This is a genomic window from Citrobacter sp. Ce006 (assembly GCF_030336535.1).
GTDB lineage: Bacteria > Pseudomonadota > Gammaproteobacteria > Enterobacterales > Enterobacteriaceae > Citrobacter > Citrobacter europaeus.
Genome location: NZ_JAOWDO010000072.1, coordinates 178,030 through 201,200, shown reverse-complemented (window position 1 = coordinate 201,200; position 23,171 = coordinate 178,030). Strand labels below are relative to the sequence as shown.

The following is a 23,171-nucleotide window of genomic DNA, read 5'->3' as shown; positions in this document are numbered from 1 at the left end:
CCTGCGTTTGGCCAGGGGCTGTGAGGAGGGATTAAAACGCGAAGCAGGAGCAACCAAGTGCGCCCCAGAAAGCCCGATCGTCCGACACCGGAATCCCCGACTTACGCGCAATATCATGCTGGTGACCGTGTACGCCGCAGCTGCCGCAGCACTGGTGCATCTGCACCATTGCGCCAATTTTCGCCGCAGCAGGTGGCGCTGAGCGATAGTGCCCCGGCACCTTCACTACCGGCGACCAGTCCGGCACAACCGGAATGGCTGGCGGTGCCAGCGGAGTGAAATACCCTGCCGCGTACACCACTTTGCCATCGACAATGGTCATCACCGACTCGATGCCTTTGATCTCTTCTTCCGGCACGCTGAAGTAATCTTTAGACAGCACCACCAGGTCGGCCAGTTGATCTTTCTCGATGCGCCCTTTCTTACCCTGTTCGCTGGAGAACCAGGCGCTACCGGCCGTCCACAGTTCCAGCGCCACATCGCGTGGCAGGCAATTGTTATCATCGTACATCGCCATACCACCAACGGTACGGCCCGAAACCAGCCAGTAGAGCGCGGTCCACGGGTTGTAGCTGGCCACGCGGGTGGCGTCAGTCCCCAATCCGACCGGAACGTCAGCCGCCAGCATTTTCGCCACCGGCGGTGTATGTTTGACCGCATCTTTACCATAGCGATCGACAAAATATTCGCCCTGGAACGCCATACGGTGCTGAACCGCTATCCCGCCCCCCAGCGCTTTTACACGCTCGATATTCCGTTCGGTAATCGTTTCGGCGTGATCGAAGAACCAGTGCAGACCATTGAACGGGATATCACGATTTACCTTCTCAAACACGTCCAGCATTCGGCTGATGGATTCATCGTAGGTAGCATGCAAGCGGAACGGCCAGCGGTGCTCAACCAGGTGTCGCACCACGCGCTCCAGCTCATCTTCCATACCTTCCGGCAGATCCGGGCGTGGCTGGAGGAAGTCTTCAAAATCCGCGGCCGAGAAAACCAGCATTTCCCCTGCCCCATTGGCACGATAGAAGTCGGTTCCCTGCCCTGGCTTGAGCATATCGGTCCAGCGTTCAAAGTCTTCCAGTTCCTGCTTCGGACGCTGGGTAAACAGGTTGTAGGCGATACGCACCGTCATCTGTTTATTGGCGTGTAGCTGCTCAATTATCTCATAATCTTCCGGGTAGTTCTGGAACCCACCGCCCGCATCGATGGCGCTGGTCAGTCCCAGACGGTTCAGCTCGCGCATAAACTGACGGGTCGAGTTAACCTGCATTTCCAGCGGCAGTTTTGGTCCTTTTGCCAGCGTCGAATAAAGGATCATGGCATTGGGTTTGGCGATCAACATTCCGGTCGGGTTGCCGTTGCTATCACGCACAATCTCACCGCCCGCCGGATCCGGCGTCGCTTTGGTGTAACCGACGGCTTTCAGCGCGGCGCGGTTGAGCAAAGCCCGGTCGTAGAGATGCAGAACAAAAACCGGAGTATCGGGAGCAGCTTCATTCAGTTCTTCGAGGGTTGGCATGCGACGTTCGGCAAACTGGAATTCACTCCAACCTCCCACCACGCGTACCCATTGCGGCGACGGCGTTCTGTCCGCCTGCTCTTTAAGCATACGTAGCGCGTCCGCCAGCGACGGCACACCTTCCCAACGCAATTCCAGATTGTAATTCAGACCGCCGCGAATGAGATGCAGGTGCGAATCGTTCAGACCCGGGACCACCGTATGTCCCTGCAGATCAACAACCTGCGTCCCTTCGGCGGCAAAGCTCATTACCCGCTCGTGGCTCCCGGTCGCCAGGATTTTACCATTGGCGATCGCCACCGCCTCAACCTGCGGGTTTTGTTTTTCGAGAGTATGAATTTTTCCGTGAGTCAGAATTAATGTGGCAGTTTGCGACATATCAATCTCCTGAGAAACCGGTCAGGCTTTTTTCAGCCATCCGGCAAACAGACGGGTTACGATGGGCATCCAGAACCAGACCACCAGCGCAACCACAAAGGCATCATTGATGAGATGCAGGAGTAACGAGCCCTTCATTGCAGGCAGCACCATGCCGGTCAACCACGGCACCAGATTGGTGCTGGGAAATATCACCAGCAGGGTTATCAGAAACTGTTTCCAGCGTTTGGGCTGGCGTACATGGGGCGCGGGCGGCGTAAACCAGAATGCCGCTTCGGTACGAACTTCGGTTTTGTCACCTTCCGCCAGCAGTGGAGCAATCTCTTCGACCAGCACGCGGCGCGTATCGGACTGGGTCCAGTTATACAGATGCTCAAGCGTGTCGAAGCGGATAATGATGTTCCACAGGTTGTTGCCATCTGCCGGGCGAATCACGTTCGCGCCGAGATGACCGGGAAATTCAGCCGCTACAGGCATGATTTTCCCCAACCACTGCTCATACCGCTGCGCCTGCTCAGGTAGCAGGGTGTGGGTAATCACCAACGTCACATGTTTGCTCTGCGCCATGAAGGGTTCCTTGTTGAGAGGAAACAGGCCGCTTAGGCCAGGAAAGCAATACACAAAATCATTCATGGTGCATCGAGGCGGCAAGGTTGTGGATCCCCGGGAGCTTACATAAGTAAGTGACCGGGGTACGCAAACGAAGCCAACAAAGATGCAACATGAAGGATGATGTGTATTTAAGCTTTACGTTCCTGCGCGCCATGCACCATGGTATAGGCATAATCCACGCCCATACCGTAAGCGCCGCTGTGCTCGCGCACCAGATCCATAACGGCGTCGTAAGTTTCTTTGCGTGACCAGTCGCGCTGGTACTCGAGAAGAACCTGTTGCCAGGTCACGGGAACGGCACCCGCCTGCACCATACGATCGATAGAACGTTCATGGGCATCTACGGACGTACCGCCGGAAGTGTCGGTCACCACATACACTTCGTAGCCCGCTTCCAGCGCCATCAGCGCAGGGAAAGTCAGACATACCTCGGTCCACAGCGCGGAGATAATCAGTTTTTTACGTCCGGTCGCTTCCACGGCCTTCACAAACGCCGCATCTTCCCAGGAGTTCATTGAGGTGCGTTCAATGGGTTTTACATCAGGATGAACCGCTAACAATTCTGGCCAGATATATCCGCTAAAACTTTTCGTTTCCACAGAAGTATAAATCACCGGAACATTGAATATTTTCCCGGCTTTCGCTAATGCCACGGTATTATTTTTTAAAGTCTGGCGATCAATATTCGCTACACCAAATGACATTTGCGGCTGATGATCAATAAAAATAAGCGTAGAGTTTTGAGGGTCAATCAGTTCCCGAATAGACATATCACACCTTCTTAATCAATAAGTTAAAAGGCAACGGTCTGTATCTGCCGTCAGCAGCAGGATCCTGAATCAGAAAGCTTGTTGAGTATAGCGGGAAATTTCTAACGAGTTATTAAAGAAAACTTACCATCCTGTGAAACTATTAATTTTGTATTGCGATATATCCTAAACAACATCAAAAAAATGCGCATAACTCATCTAATTTATTCACTGGCATTGTTTTTCTTCATTCGGTACAACAGAGAGGTTTAATTTTCAGGATATTTTCTGCTTATGCGCATCAATCTGGATGTTTTGCTCATTCTCGACGCACTCGACAAACAGGGTTCATTTGCCGCGGCGGCCGAATCGCTGTTTAAAACCCCTGCGGCACTCAGCTATATGATTCAAAAGCTGGAAAGCGACCTGAATATCGAGTTGCTTGACCGTTCTGGACACCGGGCTAAGTTTACCGACACCGGACAGATGATGCTGGAAAAGGGACGTTTGCTGCTGAGCGCGGCAAAAGATCTCGAAAAGCAGGCAGTGCAGCTGAGTTCAGGCTGGGAAAAAGAGCTGGCAATTGCGCTGGACGATTCCTTTCCCCTCGCCTCGCTGTTGCCGATTATCGATGAATTTCACGCGCTGAATAAGCAAACGCGCCTGAGCTTTACCCACCATACGCTGGCGGGTTCCTGGGAGGAACTGACCCATAATGGAGCAGATATTATTCTGGGGGCGATTAATGAACCGCCAACGTCTGCGGCCTGGTCCTACAAAATGCTCGGTACGCTGGACAATGTGTTTGTCGTTGCGCCTGAGCATCCGCTGGCCGCAGCAACGGACGGCCTGACCAACGAGCAGTTGTGCCTGCATCGGGCGATTGTTATCAGCGACAGTGCGCGCTTTTGTCATCCGTTACAAACCAATCTGATGGAAGAACAAGCGCAGATCCGCGTCGATGACTTCCACAGTAAAGTGATGCTACTTCGGGCCGGCATGGGCTGCGGATTTCTCCCACGTCATATTGCCAGCCCGTGGCTTGCCACGGGCGAGCTGGTGGAAAAAACGGTTATCTCATTTCGCCAAAAAGACGTGGCCTATATGGCCTGGCGCAATAACCGTGATGGGCTGGCACAGCGCTGGTGGCGAGACGCGCTGCTGGCAAGCCGGGAGGTTGCGCGCTTATATCAATGACCTGACCACACCGAGGCTGTAATCGCCGGCAGCGTCAGGACATCATCAGCAAGCAGGCCTTTACCCTCTTTGTGCTGCCATTGGCTGACGCTCAGTAATGGCGAGGCTGGCAGGACCACTTCACAGGCGTGGCCACGGTTAATCGCCACCAACACGCGCTGACGGTTTAGCACGCGGACAAACACCACCACGTTATCCTCGGCGTAAATCACCTGACAACCGCCATGGCGTAACGCCTGGCTTTGATGGCGTAATTTAGCCAGCCGCCGGTACAACGCCAGCAGGTTAGCGTCCTGTTTTTCAGGCTGCCACGGGAACGGTTTGCGACAAAATGGATCGTTGTTCCCATCCAGCCCCACTTCGTCACCGTAGTAAATACAGGGCACGCCAGGCCAGGTAAACAGCCACACCACCGCCAGCGGTAACCGTGCAACGTCTTTACCAAGCAGAGATTTAAAACGGGCGGTATCGTGGCTGTCGAGCTGATTAAACATCCGCAGTTGCTGCTGATGCGACAAACCCGCACGGTAGTTGTCCATCCACGCCATACAGGTCTGGGCATCAATAGATTGCGGATCGTATGAGATATCAGTATTGGCGAGGAATCCCCAGAGGGGGAAAGTAAAGCCGCGATAGTTCATGGCGGCATCTTCGGCATCAGCCTGCAACCACTGGCGCGCATCGCCAAAATGTTCGCCCACCACATACGCCCCTGGCTGGGTTTCTTTTGCCGCCTGCGTAATACCGGCCACGTGCTGCAGGTTGTTGCGCGCGCCACCGGTCTCTCCCAGCATGTGCACCACATCCAGACGCCAGCCGTCCATACTCCACGGCGCTTTCAGCCAGTGGCGGACGATACTGTCTTCGCCGCGATAAATTTCATTCACCAGGCTTGCGGAGGAAAAGTCCAGCTTAGGCAGGCTGGCATACCCCAGCCAGTCGAGCGCGACACCATCATCTGAAAAATGATACCAGTCGCGCCAGGGAGATTGCGGATTATGGCACGCCCCGTCGGTTCCCCGATTATGCCGGTCAAACCAGGCGTGCGAATCGCCGCTATGGTTAAAAACACCGTCGAGAATCAGCCGTATGCCCTGCCGTTGGGTGTTGTGACGCAGGCGCAGCAGTGCCCTGTCGCCGCCAAACTGTGGATCAACATGGCGGTAATCTTCGGTATCGTATTTATGCACGCTCGGCGCGGTAAACACCGGATTCAGATACAGCGCCGTGACCCCTAACGTTTTCAGGTACGGCAGCTTTTCACTGATGCCATCCAAATCACCGCCATAAAACGTGGAGCCGCCGGCCTGAGCCATAAGCGGCTCGTCCCACTCGCGCCGCACAATATCGTGCCCGGCCGCGTGGTGGTAATAGACATTATCCTGAGCCGCTTCACGCGACTGGCTGCGGGCAAAACGGTCCGGGAAAATTTGATAGAAAATCTGATCGGCGACCCACTGCGGACCGTTATCCGGCACATCAATCGCAAACTGCTCCAGACGCGCAGGCGGAAAACGGCTGAAACCCTGCGGGGTAAACCACAGCTGACGATCGAGCCAAAGTAATTTAAAACTATAGCGTCGACGAGGCTGCCCGCTGGAGAGATCGATTGCCGCTCGCCACGCGGTCACGCCCGGCTGCGGCTGGCTGCGCTGCTTGTGCATAGCCAGCGAAATCTCTTCGTTATCGTTTTCTGCGCGTAGCGTCACCCGCTGGGGTGGATTCTCCCCCGCCAGCCATAATGTAATCGTCAGTTGATCTTTGTTTTGCTTAACAAATGGGGCAACCGGAAGGTGCCAGGCGTTCAACATCACGTATCCCCTTTGATGATAATGACGTCACCTTGCCATAGCGAAGTGCAGGATCACTCCTCATCTTAACGTTTATTGGGGGAGGAGCTCGGGGGAGGAGAAAATTGCCGGGTAACATCAGGCTACCCGGCAAAAATATTACTGCGCTTCAGCCAGTTGACGCTCGCGACGGCGCTTGAAAACCCAGCCGGCCAGCAGCAGGATAATCCACGCAAAGCCGACGTACAGCGAAATACGGGTATCCGGATGATAGCCGATAAGCGCGATGATAAAGACCAGGAAAATCAGGCCAATAACGGTCGTCACAACCCCACCCGGCACTTTAAATTTCAATGCCTTGACCTCTTCCGGCGGCAGACGACGACGGAAGGCAATCTGCGACAGCAGGATCATAATCCACACCCATACCGTGGCGAAGGTCGCCAGAGAGGCGATCACCAGGAAGACGTTTTCCGGCATGATGTAGTTAAGATACACCGCAAACAGCAGCGCGATGGTCATCACCATCACCGTGACCCACGGCACGCCACGACGCGAGGTCTTAGCGAACATTTTCGGGGCGCTGCCCTGCTCTGCCATACCGTGCAACATACGACCCACGCCGAAGACGTCAGAGTTGATGGCCGACAGCGACGCGGTCAGTACGACAAAGTTGAGGATCCCGGCGGCAAAGGTAATGCCCATATGCTGGAACGTCAGAACGAACGGGCTACCGTCGGTGCCAACCTGGTTCCATGGGTAAATGGACATGATGACGAACAGCGTCCCCACGTAAAACACGAGGATGCGCATCGGTACGGAATTGATGGCGCGCGGAATAGATTTTTCCGGGTCTTTGGCTTCACCTGCGGTAATCCCGATAATCTCAATCCCGCCGTAGGCGAACATCACCATTTGTAACGACATCACCATGCCGAGCCAGCCGTTGCTGAAGAAACCGCCGTTGCTCCACAGGTTATGGATACCGGTCGGTTGCCCGCCGTTGCCAATCCCCCAAATGATGATGCCGAAACCGGCGACAATCATGATGATAATGGTGGCGACCTTAAAGAACGAAAACCAGAACTCCAGCTCGCCAAACACCTTCACGCTCATCAGGTTGATGGCGCAGATAATCAGCACCACGCTGAGGACCCAAATCCAGTGCGGAACGGCAGGGAACCAGACCCCCATGTAAATACCAAAGGCAGTCACGTCGGCAATAGCGACAATCAGGATTTCAAAACAGTAGGTCCAGCCGGTGATGTAGCCTGCCAGCGGTCCAAGGTTTTCCTGCGCGTAGCGCGAGAAGGAGCTGGCAGCCGGGTTATGAACGGACATTTCGCCCAGCGCACGCATAATAATATACGCCGCTACACCGCCGATAATATAGGCCAGCAATACGCTTGGCCCCGCCATTTTGATGGCATCGGCCGAGCCGTAGAACAGCCCAGTGCCAATTGCTGAACCTAATGCCATAAAGCGGATGTGCCGGGTGCTCAGCCCACGCTTTAGCTTGTTATTACTTTCCATCGATTCCTAACCTGTTAACACAATAAAAAAACCACGGGGCCATATTAATAGCCCCGTGGTTAAAACTTATTGTCAGTGATATTAGTGTGCGCTGGAGGTCACTTGTCGACCCGCTGCGCGATCCCAGATAACTGCCAGGATCACCATCACGACTGTTGGCATCAACCACGCCAGCCCCTGCTCCGCCAGCGGTAAACGCTGGGTCCAGGCCGGTAACACGTCGCCAATTGCAGAAGCTTTAATGCCATCAAGGATACCAAAAATCAGGCTGATAAACATCGCAGGTGCAATGACGCGGGAAGAATTATGCCACCATGAGCGGGTAAAGCTTAATATAACCAGTGCGATACATGGCGGATAGATAGCCGTCAGCACCGGAATAGAGATCTGAATCAGATGGCTCAGACCCAGGTTAGAGACCACCATCGAGAAGCCGCCGAGGATAAATACCAGCGTACGATAAGACAGTGGAACATACTGGGCAAAGAACTCTGCGCATGCGCAGGTCAGGCCAACCGCGGTGACCAGACAGGCGATGAAAATCAGCGCCGCCAGCAGGAAGCTTCCCGCGCCACCAAAGGTGTGCTGAACATACGCATGCAAAATTGCCGCGCCGTTAGCAGACTGATCGACCAGAATCGCGCTATCTGAACCCAGACGGAACAGCGCGAGATACAGCAGCGTTAAGCCCACACCTGCCATTAAACCCGCCCAAACGGTGTAACGGGTCAGCAGACGCGCTTCAGTAACGCCACGCGAGCGAGCAGCGTTAACGATAACAATACCAAATACCATCGCGCCCAGCGTATCCATGGTCAGATACCCGTTCACGAAGCCATTAGAAAACGCCGCAGTTTGATAGGCCTCCATCGCATTACTGATCGGGCCCGCTGGCCAGACAATTGCAGCGACAGACAGTACCACCAGCGCCAGAATTTTCAGCGGCGCCAGGAAATTACCAACCGTATCCAGCAGTTTACCCGGATACAGTGAAACCAGAATGACAATCGCGAAATAGATAACGCTATAGATAAACAGCGGCAACGCAGAGTCACCGGTCAGCGGTGCAATCCCGACTTCGAAAGAGACCGTCGCGGTACGTGGAGTAGCAAATAACGGCCCAACTGCCAGATAGCAAACGGTCGCCAGCAGCAGACCGGCGACTTTACCGATAGGCGTGCTCAGTCGGTCCACACCACCACCGACTTTCGCCAGCGCGACAACGGTAAGCACCGGCAAACCAACGGCGGTAATCAAAAAGCCAAAAGCCGCAGTCCAGACGTGTTCACCTGCCTGCAAACCAACCATTGGGGGGAAGATGATGTTACCTGCACCAACGAACAGTGCAAATGTCATAAATCCCAAAGCGATAATATCGCGCGATTTTAACTGATGGGTCATAAAGTCTTACTGCCTGTGGATGTGGTGTTGAAAATAATAAATTTTTGCCTTTCCCTGGGGGACAATACAGCGGCATTTTTGCTCAATTCCAGCGGGAAACACTCCCGAGCTGGCGCGGCGAAGAATAGTTTTTCGATTTACCGCGCAAATGCAGTCGGTATGACAGCACCTGGAGCGCAATTTAAACGCTTATAACGTTTTAAAGCAAGGTGGGATCCAAAAACCAGAACAATATAGCGATATGAAAAATTGGGTTAGCACAAAACACCATTTCATGGAAAAAGGTATGGGTAATAGTTCGAACAAAAAACAATCAAACGTCGTAAAATTCAGGAGTCATATATTGACCGCATGGAAAAAGCCAGCTTGTGCTGGCTTTTGGAAAGTTAATCTTACGAATGTGCTTTAACCGTTACTTTTGGCAATCAAACGTTCCGGGATCACGAAACTAAATCGCGTCCCCTGACCTGGTTCGCTTTCGATATTCAAGCGGCTGTCGTGATGATGCAGCGCATGCTTCACGATGGCCAGACCCAGCCCGCTACCGCCTGTTTGCCGCGATCGCGCTTTATCCACTCGGTAAAAACGTTCGGTCAAACGTGGAATATGCTCGGCGGCAATGCCCGGACCGTTATCTTCCACACAAAACTCCGCCCCCGACGCCACATGCTGCCAGCGTACGGTAATGTGCGTTCCCGCAGGCGTGTGGTTTACTGCGTTGTAGACGAGATTCGAGATAGCGCTACGCAACTGTTCCTCGTTACCCCGCACGTTCAGGCTGTTATCAACATCAAAGGTAAACGTATGTTTTTGCTGGCTCAGCGTCTGCGCTTCATGCTCAACTACGCGCAGCATCATGGGTACATCGACCTTCTCATTCAGTTGCAACGTCGGTGCAACCTCAATTTTTGACAGCGTCAGCAGCTGTTTCACCAGTCCTTCCATGCGGTACGTTTGTTCACGCATGGTATGCAGCGCTTTTTCACGCGTCGTCCCTTCCAGCGGATGCTCCTGCATCATTTCCAGGTAACCCTGTAACACCGTCAGCGGCGTACGCAGCTCATGGCTGGCGTTGGCAAAAAAGTTACGTCGTGAACCTTCAAGTTGGTGCATCTGGGTAACGTCGCGCGCCACCATCAGCAGTTGCTTATCGGTGTAGGGCATCACGCGAATTTCCAGATGCCGTCCGGTATTGAGCACCAGATTGATAGGCCGGCTAAAGTCGCGCGTTTTCAGATATTGTGTGAATTCCGGATAGCGAAGCAGGTTAAGAATATTTTGCCCGCTATCGTCCGGCCAGCGCAGTCCCAGAACCTGCTGAGCCAGTCCGTTACACCAGAAGATACCGCCTTCTTCGGTGGTCAACACCACCGCGTCGGGTAGCGATTCCGCCCCGCTGCGAAAACGTTTAATCAGGTTACCCAGTTCTCGACGGCGCTTTTTGTTGCGAAGCTGCATTTGATGCAGCCCATATAACAGCGGCTCCCAACTGCCTCGCCCCGGCGGCGGCGTCATGCTTCTGTCGACCCATAGCCACCAGGACAAACGTAATAGATTCCAGAAATGCCAGATAAGCAGGCCCGTTACCGACGCCAGTAAAAACCAGGGCAGGTAACCGAAAAAAGCGCTAAGGATAAATGCCGGTATGCAGCACAGGATCAGCTCCAGTACCAACCTTTTCCATGACAATCGTTCTAGCAAACGTCTTACTCCATTTACGGCCTAATCCATCAGGCCATGATTCTTGTCAGTCAGAAGCGGGTCGAAAAACGATATCCCGTCCCGCGAACCGTCTGCACCATACGATCGTGTCCGCTGTGCTCCAGCGCTTTACGTAAGCGGCGGATATGCACATCCACTGTCCGGTCTTCCACGTAGACATTGGTTCCCCAGACATGATTGAGGAGTTGTTCACGGCTGTAGACACGCTCAGGGTGAGTCATAAAGAAGTGCAACAGTTTGAATTCGGTCGGCCCCATATCCAGCGGATCCTCGCCGGTCATCACGCGATGCGAGGTCGGATCAAGGCTTAGCCCCTGCATCTCAATAACCTCTTCCACCGCCATCGGGGAAATACGACGCAGAACCGCTTTAATACGCGCCACCAGCTCCTTGGGAGAAAACGGCTTGGTAATATAGTCATCCGCGCCGGTTTCCAGACCCCGAACGCGGTCTTCCTCTTCACCTCTCGCCGTCAGCATCATCACAGGGATGTCCCGCGTCATCGCTTCGCGCTTGAGATGTTTAATAAACTGCAGACCCGAGCCGCCGGGAAGCATCCAGTCAAGTAAGACGAGATCCGGCCAGGGTTCATTGAGTTGGTTCACAGCACTGTCATAGTCTTCGGCTTCAACGGGTTGAAATCCGTTTTGCTCGAGCACGAAGCAGACCATTTCACGAATTGGAGCTTCATCTTCTACGACCAGAATACGTCTCGCCATGATTTGCCCTGTTTATAATTAAATCGTTTGCCATCAATACAGTGCCATTATGCGTCAGTTTTATGACAGATTTATGAAAAGATAGCCCAGGTTTAACGCAGCCCGGTGAATTATGACAGCCCGGAGACAAGATATTAACGTCCTTACAGGGTTATAATCCCCGCCATTGTTTTATCGTCATGGAACTCTTATGCGTATCCTTCACACGTCTGACTGGCATCTGGGCCAAAATTTCTACAGCAAGAGCCGCGCCGCTGAACATCAGGCCTTTCTCGACTGGCTGCTGGAAACGGCGCAATCCCAGCAGGTGGATGCCATAATTGTGGCAGGCGATATTTTCGATACTGGCTCACCGCCAAGCTATGCCCGAGAGCTGTATAACCGCTTTGTCGTCAATTTGCAGCAAACCGGCTGTCATCTGGTGGTGCTGGCAGGTAACCACGACTCCGTCGCCACGCTCAATGAATCTCGCGACATTCTGGCATTTCTCAACACCACGGTCGTTGCCAGCGCCGGCCATGCGCCGCAAATTCTGCTACAACGCGACGGCACCCCGGGGGCAATCCTGTGTCCGGTTCCTTTTTTACGTCCGCGCGACATCATCACCAGCCAGGCTGGACTGACAGGACAAGAAAAACAGCAGCATTTGCTGGGCGCGATTACTGATTATTACCAGCAGCAGTATCAGGACGCCTGTACGCTGCGCGGCGATCGGAATATCCCCATCATTGCGACCGGACATTTGACCACCGTCGGCGCCAGTAAAAGTGACGCCGTACGTGACATTTATATCGGTACGCTGGACGCCTTCCCGGCACAAAACTTCCCACCAGCGGACTACATCGCGCTGGGACATATTCACCGGGCGCAGGTTATCGGCGGCACGGAACATATCCGCTACTGCGGTTCGCCGATTGCGCTCAGTTTTGACGAGTGCGGCAAAAACAAATGTGTACATCTGGTGAGCTTTGAAGCGGGGAAACTCAGCGCCGTTGAAAATCTCACCGTCCCGGTCACGCAGCAGCTTGCAGTACTGAAAGGCGATTTAGCCGCCATTACCGCCCAGCTTGACCAGTGGCGCGACATGCAGCAAGAGCCGCCGGTGTGGCTGGATATTGAAATCACCACCGACGACTATCTGCATGATATGCAGCGCAAAATCCAGGCCTTAACCGAAGATTTACCGGTAGAGGTGTTACTGGTGCGCCGCAGCCGGGAACAGCGCGAACGTATCATGGCCAATGAACGGCGTGAAACGTTAAGTGAACTGAGTGTGGCGGAAGTTTTTGACCGCCGTCTGGCGCTGGAAGAACTCGAAGAACCACAGCGTGAGCGGCTTAACCAGCTGTTTAGCGCAACCTTGCACACGCTTGCCGGGGAGGCTGAAGCATGAAAATTCTCAGCCTGCGCCTGAAAAACCTCAACTCCCTGAAGGGAGAATGGAAAGTCGATTTTACCGCCGAGCCTTTTGCCAGCAACGGGCTGTTTGCCATCACCGGACCAACGGGGGCGGGGAAAACCACCCTGCTGGACGCGATTTGCCTTGCGCTGTACCACGAAACGCCACGCCTGAATACCGTGTCACAGTCGCAAAACGACCTGATGACCCGCGACACCGCAGAGTGTCTGGCCGAGGTCGAATTTGAGGTGCGGGGCGAAGCCTACCGCGCTTTCTGGAGTCAGAACCGGGCACGCAACCAGCCTGAGGGCAACCTGCAGGTCCCGCGCGTAGAACTGGCCCGCTGCGCCGATGGTAAAATCCTCGCCGATAAAGTCAAAGACAAGCTGGAGATGACCGCCGAGCTTACCGGGCTGGATTACGGTCGTTTTACCCGTTCGATGCTGCTGTCTCAGGGGCAGTTCGCCGCATTTCTTAATGCCAAACCGAAAGAGCGCGCCGAGCTGCTGGAAGAGCTAACCGGCACTGAGATCTACGGCCAAATTTCCGCGATGGTGTTTGAAAAACACAAATCAGCGCGTACGGCGCTGGAAAAACTGCAGGCCCAGGCCAGTGGCGTTGCGTTATTAGCACCAGAGCAGGTGCAATCCCTGACAGAGAGTTTGCAGGTACTTACTGACGAAGAAAAACAATACATTACCAGCCAGCACGTCCAGCAACAGCACCTCAACTGGCTTATTCGGCAAAATGAGCTACAAACGGACATAAATCGCCACCAGCAGGCATTACAGGCTGCTCTTCAGGCGCAAGAAGACGCGCAGCCACAACTGGCGGCGCTGAGTCTGGCGCAACCGGCCAGAGCGTTACGCCCACACTGGGAGCGAATCCAGGAACAAACGGCTACTATCGCGCGCACGCGGCAGAAGATTCAGGAAGTGAATGCTCGCTTACAAAGCAGCTTAGCGCTGCGCGGGCGCATCCGTCAGCAGGCGCACACGCAATCGACCGCGATGCTCGCCGGACAACAGACGCTAACCGACTGGCTGAACGAACATGACCGCTTCCGCTTGTGGAGTAGCGAACTGGCAGGCTGGAAAGCGCTGCTGGCCCAACAGTCCGATGCCAGTGCCCAGCTACGCCAGTGGCAGCAGTTGCGAGAAAACGACATGCGTAAGCTCGATGCGCTGGCGCTTCCCACGCTGACCCTTTCGCCGCAGGAGGTAACACAAGCGCTGGCGCAACATGTGCAGCGTCGTCCGTTACGCCAGCGACTGAGCAACCTGCACGGACAAATCGCCCCGAAGCAAAAGCAGCTGGCGCAACTACGCGCCACGCTTGTACAGCGTCAGCATGAGCTGACTCAACGCAACGCGGTGCTTGCCGAAAAACGTCAACGTTATAAAGATAAAAATCAGCAGCTTGCCGATGTGAGAATCATTTGTGAGCAGGAAGCCCGTATCAAAGATCTGGAAAGCCAGCGGGCATTACTGCAATCCGGTATGCCTTGCCCGCTTTGCGGCTCCACCGCACATCCGGCAATTGAGCGCTATCAAACGCTCGAACTGAGCGTGAATCAGACGCGACGTGAGGCGCTGGAAAAAGAGGTTAAAACGCTGGCCGATGAGGGTTCAACGCTACGCGGACAGCTCGAGGCAATAAGCCAGCAGCTTCAGCGGGATGAACGCGAAGTACAGACGCTTTCTCAGGAGGAGCAAGCACTTACTCAAGAGTGGCAGACGGTCACCGCCAGCCTCAACGTGACGCTGCAACCGCAGGATGACATCGCCCCATGGCTTGCTACCCAGGAAGAGCATGAGCAGCAGCTTCACCAATTGAGCCTGCGCCATACCCTGCAGGCGCAAATCGCCGCGCATACAGAGCAAATAACTCAGCTCCAGCAGCATATTGACCAGCGTCAGGCGGCGCTAACCGCCGAGCTGGCCCGTCATGGCCTGTCCCTTCCGGCTGAGGATAACGTCGCCTCATGGCTAAGCGAACGGGCGAACGAAGCCCAAATGTGGCAACAACGCCAGAGCGAACTGAGCGCTTTACAGACCCAACTAGCCCAGCTTGCGCCGCTGCTGGAAACGCTGCCAGAAACCGAGGCACTTCCTGAAAACAATGAGGGTCTGTCGCTGGAAAACTGGCGGCAGGTGCACGACGATTGCCTCTCCTTACAGGGGCAGTGGCAAACGTTGCAACAGCAGGAGGCGCAGGACGTTCAGCGCGCCGCAGAAATTCAGGCACAGTTTGATGCCGCATTGCAGGCCAGTATTTTTCCCGATCGCGATGCCTTTATTGCCGCCCTGCTGGATGAAGAGACCTTCACCCGTCTTGAGCAGTTAAAGCAGTCACTCGAAGGTCAGCAGCAACAGGCGCAAACCCTGCTTAATCAGGCTCAGCAGGCGCTGGCGACTCATCAACAACAGTTGCCAACAGGGGTGGATCTCACACTCACGGCACAACAACTGCACGACGCGCTGGCAAAACTCACCCAGAAGCTACGGGATAACACCACTCGTCAGGGCGAAATTCGCCAGCAGTTGAAACAGGATGCTGACAGCCGCCAGCAGCAGCAGGCGCTGATGCAGGAGATGGAAAAGGTCGCGCAGCAGGTCGAAGACTGGGGGTATCTGAATGCGCTGATCGGCTCGAAAGAGGGAGATAAGTTCCGCAAGTTTGCCCAGGGGCTAACGCTGGATAATCTGGTCTGGCTTGCCAACAACCAGTTGACCCGTCTGCACGGCCGCTATCTGTTGCAGCGCAAGGCCAGCGAAGCGCTGGAGCTGGAAGTGGTTGATACCTGGCAGGCCGATGCCGTGCGTGACACGCGCACGCTCTCCGGCGGCGAGAGCTTCCTCGTGAGTCTGGCGCTGGCGCTGGCGTTGTCCGATCTGGTCAGCCACAAAACGCGGATTGACTCCCTGTTCCTCGACGAAGGTTTCGGCACGCTGGACAGCGAAACGCTGGATACCGCCCTGGATGCGCTCGATGCGCTCAATGCCACCGGCAAAACGATTGGCGTCATCAGCCACGTTGAAGCGATGAAAGAGCGCATTCCGGTACAGATCAAGGTTAAAAAAATCAACGGACTGGGCTACAGCAAACTCGACAAGATGTTTGCGGTGGAGTAATCGACCAGCGGATGTTGTTTCACAGGACGGATAAGCGCTGGCGCCCTCCGGCACTCTATGTAGCACAATATTGCATACTCAGGGACGGATATGAAATGGCATTCCACTTCGCTTATCCGCAAGCTATCGCTATTGGCGGCGAACGTTCGCCGCTATGACGCACGTCCTGCGTCTTTCTTGTTGGCAGGTGGTATGAAAAAAGTCATTTTCTCTTTAGCGCTGGGGACATTTGGTCTGGGCATGGCCGAATTTGGCATCATGGGTGTACTCACCGAGCTGGCGCGGGACGTGGGCATTTCCATCCCTGCTGCCGGCCATATGATTTCGTTTTACGCTTTTGGCGTGGTGCTGGGCGCGCCCATTATTGCGCTCTTTTCCAACCGCTTTTCGCTCAAGCATATTCTGCTGTTTCTGGTCACGCTGTGCGTGATTGGCAACGCCATCTTCACCCTCTCCTCCTCTTACTTCATGCTGGCGGTAGGCAGGCTGGTTTCCGGCTTCCCGCATGGCGCGTTTTTCGGCGTAGGCGCGATTATCCTGTCGAAGCTGGCCCGTCCGGGAAAAGTCACCGCCGCCGTCGCGGGCATGATTTCGGGGATGACCGTGGCCAATCTGGTTGGCATTCCCGTCGGCACCTGGCTGAGCCAGGAATTTAGCTGGCGTTACACGTTTCTGCTGATAGCCGTCTTTAATATTGCCGTAATAGTCTCGGTCGCTTTTTGGGTCCCCAATATCAGCGATGAGGCAAAAGGGAAACTGCGCGAACAATTTCACTTTTTGAAAAGCCCCGCCCCGTGGTTCATATTTTCCGCCACCATGTTTGGTAACGCCGGGGTATTCGCCTGGTTCAGCTACGTCAAACCGTACATGATGTACATTTCCGGCTTCTCCGAAGCGCTGATGACCTTCATCATGATGCTGGTGGGATTAGGAATGGTGTTGGGAAACCTGCTGAGCGGTCGGCTGTCTGGCCGCTATACGCCGCTGCGCATTGCGGTAATAACCGACTTTGTGATTGTGCTGGCTCTGCTGTTGCTCTTTGCCTGTGGCGGAATCAAAGCCGCGTCGCTGACCTTCGCTTTTATTTGCTGCGCAGGCCTGTTTGCGCTGTCGGCGCCGCTGCAAATTTTACTGCTGCAAAACGCTAAAGGAGGGGAGCTGTTGGGTGCGGCTGGCGGGCAAATTGCCTTTAACCTCGGCAGCGCGATTGGCGCTTACTGCGGTGGCATGATGCTGACGCTGGGCTTTGCCTACAACTACGTGACGCTGCCGGCGGCACTGCTGTCGTTTTCTGCGATGTCGTCGCTGCTGCTATACGCTCGCCTGAAGCGCGCAGTCCCCCAGATGACACACGCTGCCGGATAGCATCTGCGCTACCCGGCTACGCGAACATTACTCCTGCGGCCACAGCCAGGCCGCACCGCGAACGCCGCTGGAGTCACCGTGTAGCGCTCTGCGTAAAGGCGTTTCGCATTCGCCGCCAAAGACAAACTGCTTAATCAACGTCGGAACATTTTGATACAGTCGGTCGACATTGCTCATTCCGCCGCCCAGCACAATGACGTCCGGATCGAGAATATTTACCACATGCGCCAGTGATTTCGCCAGACGAAGCTCATAGCGGCTCAACGCCTGCTCCGCCAGAGCATCCTGCGCATTAACGAGGCTGATAATTTCACTGCCCTTGAGCAGCTTACCGCTCAGACGCTGGTAGTCGGTGGCAAAACCGGTCCCGGAAATGAAAGTTTCAATGCAGCCTTGTTTGCCACAATAACAGGGGACTTCCTGTCGAAAACGCAGCTCATCTTCATCCATCCACGGCAGCGGATTATGCCCCCACTCCCCTGCGGTACCGTTGCCGCCCGTGTGCGCCCGACCATTCAGCGCCACGCCAGCGCCACATCCGGTGCCGATGATCACCGCAAACACGGTTTGCGCCCCTGCCGCCGCGCCATCCACCGCCTCTGAAACCGCCAGACAGTTGGCATCATTTGCCAACCGAACTTCACGATTCAGACGCGCACTCAAGTCTTTGTCAAAAGGTTGCCCGTTAAGCCAGGTCGAGTTGGCATTCTTCACCACCCCGGTGTAAGGAGAAATTGAACCAGGAATGCCCATCCCCACGGTTCCCGTCTGCCCGGTGGCTTTTTCCGCCATCTCCACCAGCGCAGCGATGGTTTCTATCGTTTGCCGATAATCATCGCGCGGCGTGGGCAGGCGATGGCGAAAAAGCTGTTCGCCCACATCGCCAAGCGCGATAACTTCCGTTTTCGTACCGCCCAAATCGATACCTATACGCACTGTTTACTCCTCTTCCCGATTAACAATGCAAGCATAGCGACAATTCGCTATCATGCCCGCTGGATTTAACGACAAGGCCGTGGAAATTATCATGCTGTGGTTCAAAAATTTAATGGTTTACCGTCTTAGCCGCGATGTTTCTTTGCGTGCCGAAGAGATGGAAAAACAGCTGGCATCAATGACGTTCACCCCTTGCGGTAGCCAGGATATGGCAAAAATGGGCTGGGTTCCGCCGATGGGATCGCACAGCGATGCATTAACGCATACCGCCAATGGCCAAATTATTATCTGCGCCCGCAAAGAAGAAAAAATTCTGCCGTCGCCGGTTATCAAACAGGCGCTGGAAGCCAAAATATTCAAACTGGAAGCTGAGCAAGGTCGCAAACTCAAGAAGACCGAAAAAGACTCGCTGAAAGATGAAGTTCTGCACTCATTGCTGCCGCGCGCCTTTAGCCGTTTCAGTCAGACAATGATGTGGATCGACACCGTCAACGATCTGATCATGGTTGATTGCGCGAGTGCGAAGAAAGCCGAAGATACGCTGGCGCTGCTACGTAAGAGTCTCGGTTCGCTGCCGGTCGTTCCGCTGACGATGGAAAACCCTATTGAGCTGACGCTGACCGAATGGGTTCGCTCCGGCACAACGGCTCAGGGATTCCAGTTGCTTGATGAAGCCGAACTGAAAGCGATCCTTGAAGACGGTGGTGTGATCCGCGCGAAAAAGCAGGATCTGGTCTGCGATGAAATCGCCGTGCATATCGAAGCGGGCAAACTGGTCACCAAGCTGGCTCTCGACTGGCAACAGCGCATTCAGTTCGTTATGTGTGACGACGGCTCTGTTAAGCGTCTGAAGTTTAGCGACGAGCTGCGCGATCAGAACGAAGATATCGACCGCGAAGATTATGCTCAGCGTTTTGATGCCGATTTTATCCTGATGACGGGTGAACTGGCGGCGCTGATTAAAAGTCTGGTGGAAGGATTAGGCGGCGAAGCGCAACGTTAAGCCGTGTTTACCGAATGGCGGCTCAATGTCGCCATTCGTCATTTTTACGCTTACAGATAGCGGCAAAGATAGGATGTTGGCTCTGCCACCTGCAGATGAAACTCGCTGCTGCCCGGCACGTTAAACACGTCCCCCGCGGCATACACTTTCCACTCGGTTTCCCCTGGTAGCAGCACGTTCAGTGCGCCGCTGACGACCGTCATCTCTTCAGGCGCCGCGGTACCAAAGGTATATTCACCTTCAGCCATCACGCCAACACTGGCGCGGCCAGTACTGCTGCTGGTAAAACCGATCGATTTTACTTTGCCGGAAAAGTATTCATTACTTTGAAGCATACAACTGGCCCTATCTCGTGATTAAGTTAACAACCAATATAGGGGGGTGACGTTCCACCTGTCACGCAAAATTACGTCAGCAGCTCCGAAGCCAGCCGGGCAATCAGCACATTGGACAGAAGAACCGGGACATCCAGCGATTTTTGCAGTAAATCGCGATGGCGTTGATTGAACCCCAGGCAGTCCAGCATGATGACATCCGCACCTTGCTCCAGCAGTTCTTTCCCGGCATCAATCAATTGTTGTTCGCTACCGTGGATCGGATTCGCCACGGCATACACTGGTGGGGTTTGTAGCACCTGCCATTTTTGCGCCTGGGCTTTAAGCAATTCAGTGACGGGAACAATAACCCCGACCTGATGCCCATCGACAATCGAGGCCACCAGCGGTGGGATAATCCGTAACGGTTCCAGCAAAATGCTGTTGCGGGCGGTCAGGCGAGCGATTGAGGCGGTACTCATCAGCAGGATCACGTCAAAGCCCTGGTTATCCAGCACCTCCACGATACTTTGCAGCGAGCGTTCTACCTTCTGGCGTGAGACATGCGCGAGTTGGTGGTCGCTGAGCAGCGTTAATAAATGCTCGTCACCGGGCGAAACGCCGTACTCAGCCATCACATCCTCTCGCCGCATCTGTCCCAGCAGACTGTGGTGAGTGATGTGCTGTTCATCGATATATTCCGTCAGGAGCGGTAACACCTCACACATCGGCACAACGCCAATCGTGAGGATAGCCAACGACGTACTCATTTGTTGCTCCACCGTCTTCTTACTTTGCTGTGAAATCCCGGACATGTGCCGGGCGCTGACCTGCGCTACAAATGCTCAAAAGCGTAGCAGCAGATCGGCGGTGTCTTGTGTAAAGATTCCAAATAATTCCAGTACTGGATTGTTATTGTTTAATTTTCAATTTTTACTGTATACGGCGAAATTTAAAAAAATGTGATGCACGCCCGTACTGGCACTTTTCAGAATCGTGCCAGGGCGGTGATTAAGATCAGGCTTTATCGGGGTCTTCGTAGCGCTTTTTGGCATCCATAGCTTCCTGCGCAGAAGGATGCTCACTGATCAAAGAATTCGGTTTAGGGTGATCGGCTCGAAGCTGATACCAGGTTACCGTCTGGCCTGGCGTCCCTTTTTCAACCGTAACAATCGTCGCTTGACGTGGGTAAGGTGGTTTTGTCGGCATAGTTCTTCCTTTTCACTGGATGAACATTAAGTATAGACACCGCCCTGCAACCGTGGCGCTGCCTGCGCCAGTATCCCAAGAATGTCTTCCACCACCTGTGAAGGCGGATTGGTGGCATCAACGATATAGTGCGCAGCCTCACGATACAGAACATCGCGCTGGGCGAGCACCTCCTGCACTTCTTCAGTCAACGGCTTACCGGTTAAAGTTGGGCGCAACCCCTCTTCAGGCGTCGCCTCCAGACGATCGACCAGTACTGATACCGGTGCGCTTAAATAGATAACCACGCCGTGGCTGCGCATGTAATGACGATTAAATTCGGTAAGTATGATACCGCCGCCGGTCGCAACAACCGTTGCCGGGGCTGTGACGGCCTGCAGAGCGGTCGTCTCCTGGGCACGAAACCCTTCCCATCCTTCTCTTTCGACGATCTCCGCCACGGTCATCTGCACGTGCGATTGCAACCAGCGATCGGTATCAACAAACTGGAAATCGATAGCCTTCGCCAGCGCCATACCGGTAGTTGTCTTACCACACCCCCGGGGGCCAACAAGAAAAAGAGGTTGCGTCATTACAGAAATTCCCCAGAGAGCCGCGAACGAGCGGGATCTGATGCGGTTAAAGATATAATCATATCATCAAACTAGTACATCGCCAAAGCGTAAAGAAAAAATTACAGGTGGAGTGGCGATATCTATTAATCCCTACTATAACAAGAATTCACAATGAATAAAGTGTAAATAATAAATTACACATTTTATTTTCTACGCTGTACTTCCAGCCACCACTTATCAAGCTCAGCCGCAAAATGCTGCCTGTCACGCGGTGAAAGGCTGTCTGGCCCTCCGGTCTGAATACCGCTGGCGCGTAGCGTATCCATAAAATCACGCATCATCAGACGCTCACGGATCGTGGCTACGGTATAACGCTCCCCGCGCGGGTTAAGCGCCGCTGCACCTTTTTCAATCACTTCAGCCGCCAGCGGGATATCTGCCGTTATCACTAAATCACCGGCGCTACACTGGCGCACAATCTCATTATCCGCCACGTCAAACCCGGCGGGAACGCGTAGTGTACGGATAAAACGCGAAGCAGGAACGCGCAAGCTTTGGTTTGCGACCAAAATAAGCGGCATCTGCATGCGCTCAGCAGCGCGGTACAAAATGTCTTTAATCACATTCGGACACGCATCGGCGTCCACCCATATTGTCATAACCTCTCCCCACAGATGTGCAGTCGCACATTGTCTCGTGCTTTTACTTTCAGGCAAAGTGCTGTTTCTCCTTCTGCACATATTCATTCCGCGCTAAGCTTAGCTTTCCCAGGTAAAACAATGAATATCACGCATAGGGAGTGACAAGATGGACAAAAAAATTGGTTTTATCGGCTGCGGTAATATGGGCAAAGCAATTCTTGGCGGCATGATCGCCAGCGGCCAGGTTCTCCCGGGACAAATCTGGGTCTACACCCCCTCCCCCGATAAAGTCGCAGCCTTGCACGACCAGTACGGTATTAATGCAGCGCAGTCTGCACAAGAAGTCGCGCAAATCGCCGACATCGTTTTTGGCGCCGTAAAACCAGGCATTATGATTAAGGTTCTGAGCGAAATTACCTCCAGCCTGAACAAAGACTCCCTGGTCGTCTCGATTGCTGCTGGCGTCACCCTTGACCAGCTCGCCCGCGCGCTGGGCCATGACCGAAAAATCATTCGCGCAATGCCAAACACGCCGTCACTGGTGAACGCCGGAATGACTTCCGTCACGCCGAACGCCTTAGTCACACCGGAAGATACGGCCGACGTGCTGAATATCTTCCGCTGTTTTGGCGAAGCTGAAGTCATTGCGGAGGCAATGATTCATCCGGTCGTTGGCGTTAGCGGTTCAGCACCGGCATATGTCTTTATGTTTATCGAAGCGATGGCGGACGCCGCCGTGCAGGGCGGCATGCCTCGCGCGCAGGCTTATAAATTCGCGGCGCAAGCGGTTATGGGTTCGGCGAAGATGGTGCTGGATACGGGTAAACATCCTGGAGAATTGAAGGATATGGTGTGCTCGCCTGGCGGAACCACCATTGAAGCGGTACGCGTCCTGGAAGAACGCGGTTTCCGTTCATCAGTGATTGAAGCGATGATTAAGTGCATGGAACAGTCGGAAAAACTCAGCCGCTCCTGAGTTAACACCGCCGGACG

General features: G+C 54.2%; 20 protein-coding genes. 6 read left to right on the top strand and 14 right to left on the bottom strand.

What is annotated here, in order from left to right; translation table 11 throughout:
- Positions 1–31: 31 nt before the first annotated feature.
- The 3 genes from OGV94_RS15330 to OGV94_RS15320 all read right to left on the bottom strand — a co-directional run bounded on the left by OGV94_RS15330 (position 32) and on the right by OGV94_RS15320 (position 3,282).
- The gene (locus OGV94_RS15330; protein ID WP_221922504.1) at positions 32–1,900 is read right to left on the bottom strand and encodes an amidohydrolase; all 1,869 of its coding nucleotides are present in this window, start codon (positions 1,898–1,900) and stop codon (positions 32–34) included.
- A 21-nt stretch (positions 1,901–1,921) separates the two neighbouring features.
- A complete protein-coding gene (locus OGV94_RS15325; RefSeq protein WP_043015375.1) occupies positions 1,922–2,467 on the bottom strand; it encodes an antibiotic biosynthesis monooxygenase in 546 nt (181 codons plus the stop codon).
- A 173-nt stretch (positions 2,468–2,640) separates the two neighbouring features.
- A complete protein-coding gene (locus OGV94_RS15320) occupies positions 2,641–3,282 on the bottom strand; it encodes a hydrolase (protein WP_286523736.1) in 642 nt (213 codons plus the stop codon).
- Between the two features lie 273 nt (positions 3,283–3,555).
- On the opposite strand from OGV94_RS15320, the gene OGV94_RS15315 reads away from it, so the two are divergent.
- Entirely contained in the window at positions 3,556–4,458 is a 903-nt protein-coding gene (locus OGV94_RS15315; protein ID WP_047413073.1) for a LysR substrate-binding domain-containing protein, read from the top strand.
- Here OGV94_RS15315 and malZ read toward each other — a convergent pair.
- The 5 genes from malZ to phoB all read right to left on the bottom strand — a co-directional run bounded on the left by malZ (position 4,452) and on the right by phoB (position 11,623).
- Positions 4,452–6,269, bottom strand: a complete 1,818-nt coding sequence (gene malZ / locus OGV94_RS15310) for a maltodextrin glucosidase (RefSeq protein ID WP_181634029.1) — start codon at positions 6,267–6,269, stop codon at positions 4,452–4,454. The two genes, OGV94_RS15315 and malZ, sit on opposite strands and share 7 nt — an antisense overlap.
- Positions 6,270–6,407: 138 nt before the next feature.
- Positions 6,408–7,781, bottom strand: coding sequence for a proline-specific permease ProY (proY, locus tag OGV94_RS15305; RefSeq protein ID WP_016152018.1), 1,374 nt, complete (start codon positions 7,779–7,781; stop codon positions 6,408–6,410).
- Positions 7,782–7,862: 81 nt separating this feature from the next.
- Positions 7,863–9,182, bottom strand: coding sequence for a branched-chain amino acid transporter carrier protein BrnQ (gene brnQ / locus OGV94_RS15300; protein WP_286523730.1), 1,320 nt, complete (start codon positions 9,180–9,182; stop codon positions 7,863–7,865).
- A gap of 405 nt (positions 9,183–9,587) precedes the next feature.
- The gene (gene phoR, locus OGV94_RS15295; RefSeq protein WP_181634030.1) at positions 9,588–10,883 is read right to left on the bottom strand and encodes a phosphate regulon sensor histidine kinase PhoR; all 1,296 of its coding nucleotides are present in this window, start codon (positions 10,881–10,883) and stop codon (positions 9,588–9,590) included.
- Positions 10,884–10,933: 50 nt separating this feature from the next.
- Positions 10,934–11,623, bottom strand: coding sequence for a phosphate response regulator transcription factor PhoB (gene phoB, locus OGV94_RS15290; RefSeq protein ID WP_003021496.1), 690 nt, complete (start codon positions 11,621–11,623; stop codon positions 10,934–10,936).
- Positions 11,624–11,813: 190 nt separating this feature from the next.
- On the opposite strand from phoB, the gene sbcD reads away from it, so the two are divergent.
- From sbcD to araJ, 3 genes are all read left to right on the top strand, one after another.
- Complete coding sequence (gene sbcD, locus OGV94_RS15285) at positions 11,814–13,016, top strand: exonuclease subunit SbcD (RefSeq protein ID WP_075145079.1); 1,203 nt, start codon at positions 11,814–11,816, stop codon at positions 13,014–13,016.
- Positions 13,013–16,156, top strand: a complete 3,144-nt coding sequence (sbcC, locus tag OGV94_RS15280) for an exonuclease subunit SbcC (RefSeq protein ID WP_193144597.1) — start codon at positions 13,013–13,015, stop codon at positions 16,154–16,156. Before sbcD ends, sbcC begins: the two co-directional genes overlap by 4 nt.
- 192 nt (positions 16,157–16,348) lie before the next feature.
- Positions 16,349–17,521, top strand: coding sequence for an MFS transporter AraJ (araJ, locus tag OGV94_RS15275; protein WP_075146333.1), 1,173 nt, complete (start codon positions 16,349–16,351; stop codon positions 17,519–17,521).
- A gap of 27 nt (positions 17,522–17,548) precedes the next feature.
- Here the strand turns inward: araJ and mak are convergent, their stop codons facing one another.
- Complete coding sequence (gene mak, locus OGV94_RS15270; protein WP_075145081.1) at positions 17,549–18,457, bottom strand: fructokinase; 909 nt, start codon at positions 18,455–18,457, stop codon at positions 17,549–17,551.
- A 91-nt stretch (positions 18,458–18,548) separates the two neighbouring features.
- Between mak and rdgC the strand changes: the two genes are divergently transcribed.
- On the top strand, positions 18,549–19,460 hold the full coding sequence (gene rdgC / locus OGV94_RS15265) for a recombination-associated protein RdgC (protein WP_032940007.1): 912 nt from the start codon (positions 18,549–18,551) through the stop codon (positions 19,458–19,460).
- Between the two features lie 50 nt (positions 19,461–19,510).
- On the opposite strand, the gene ppnP is transcribed toward rdgC, so the two are convergent.
- From ppnP to OGV94_RS15240, 5 genes are all read right to left on the bottom strand, one after another.
- Positions 19,511–19,795 carry a pyrimidine/purine nucleoside phosphorylase gene (gene ppnP / locus OGV94_RS15260; protein ID WP_038638136.1) on the bottom strand — a complete coding sequence of 95 codons (285 nt, stop codon included), beginning with the start codon at positions 19,793–19,795 and terminating at the stop codon, positions 19,511–19,513.
- Between the two features lie 71 nt (positions 19,796–19,866).
- Positions 19,867–20,544 (bottom strand): AroM family protein, encoded by a 678-nt coding sequence (locus tag OGV94_RS15255; RefSeq protein WP_043015367.1) that lies wholly within the window; start codon positions 20,542–20,544, stop codon positions 19,867–19,869.
- Between the two features lie 247 nt (positions 20,545–20,791).
- Positions 20,792–20,983 (bottom strand): protein YaiA, encoded by a 192-nt coding sequence (gene yaiA / locus OGV94_RS15250; protein ID WP_043015366.1) that lies wholly within the window; start codon positions 20,981–20,983, stop codon positions 20,792–20,794.
- A gap of 26 nt (positions 20,984–21,009) precedes the next feature.
- On the bottom strand, positions 21,010–21,555 hold the full coding sequence (gene aroL, locus OGV94_RS15245) for a shikimate kinase AroL (RefSeq protein WP_008783910.1): 546 nt from the start codon (positions 21,553–21,555) through the stop codon (positions 21,010–21,012).
- Positions 21,556–21,740: 185 nt separating this feature from the next.
- Positions 21,741–22,196 carry a YaiI/YqxD family protein gene (locus OGV94_RS15240; RefSeq protein WP_043015365.1) on the bottom strand — a complete coding sequence of 152 codons (456 nt, stop codon included), beginning with the start codon at positions 22,194–22,196 and terminating at the stop codon, positions 21,741–21,743.
- Positions 22,197–22,344: 148 nt separating this feature from the next.
- Here OGV94_RS15240 and proC point away from each other — a divergent pair, with 148 nt between their 5' ends.
- Entirely contained in the window at positions 22,345–23,154 is an 810-nt protein-coding gene (proC, locus tag OGV94_RS15235; protein ID WP_016152005.1) for a pyrroline-5-carboxylate reductase, read from the top strand.
- Positions 23,155–23,171 lie beyond the last annotated feature (17 nt).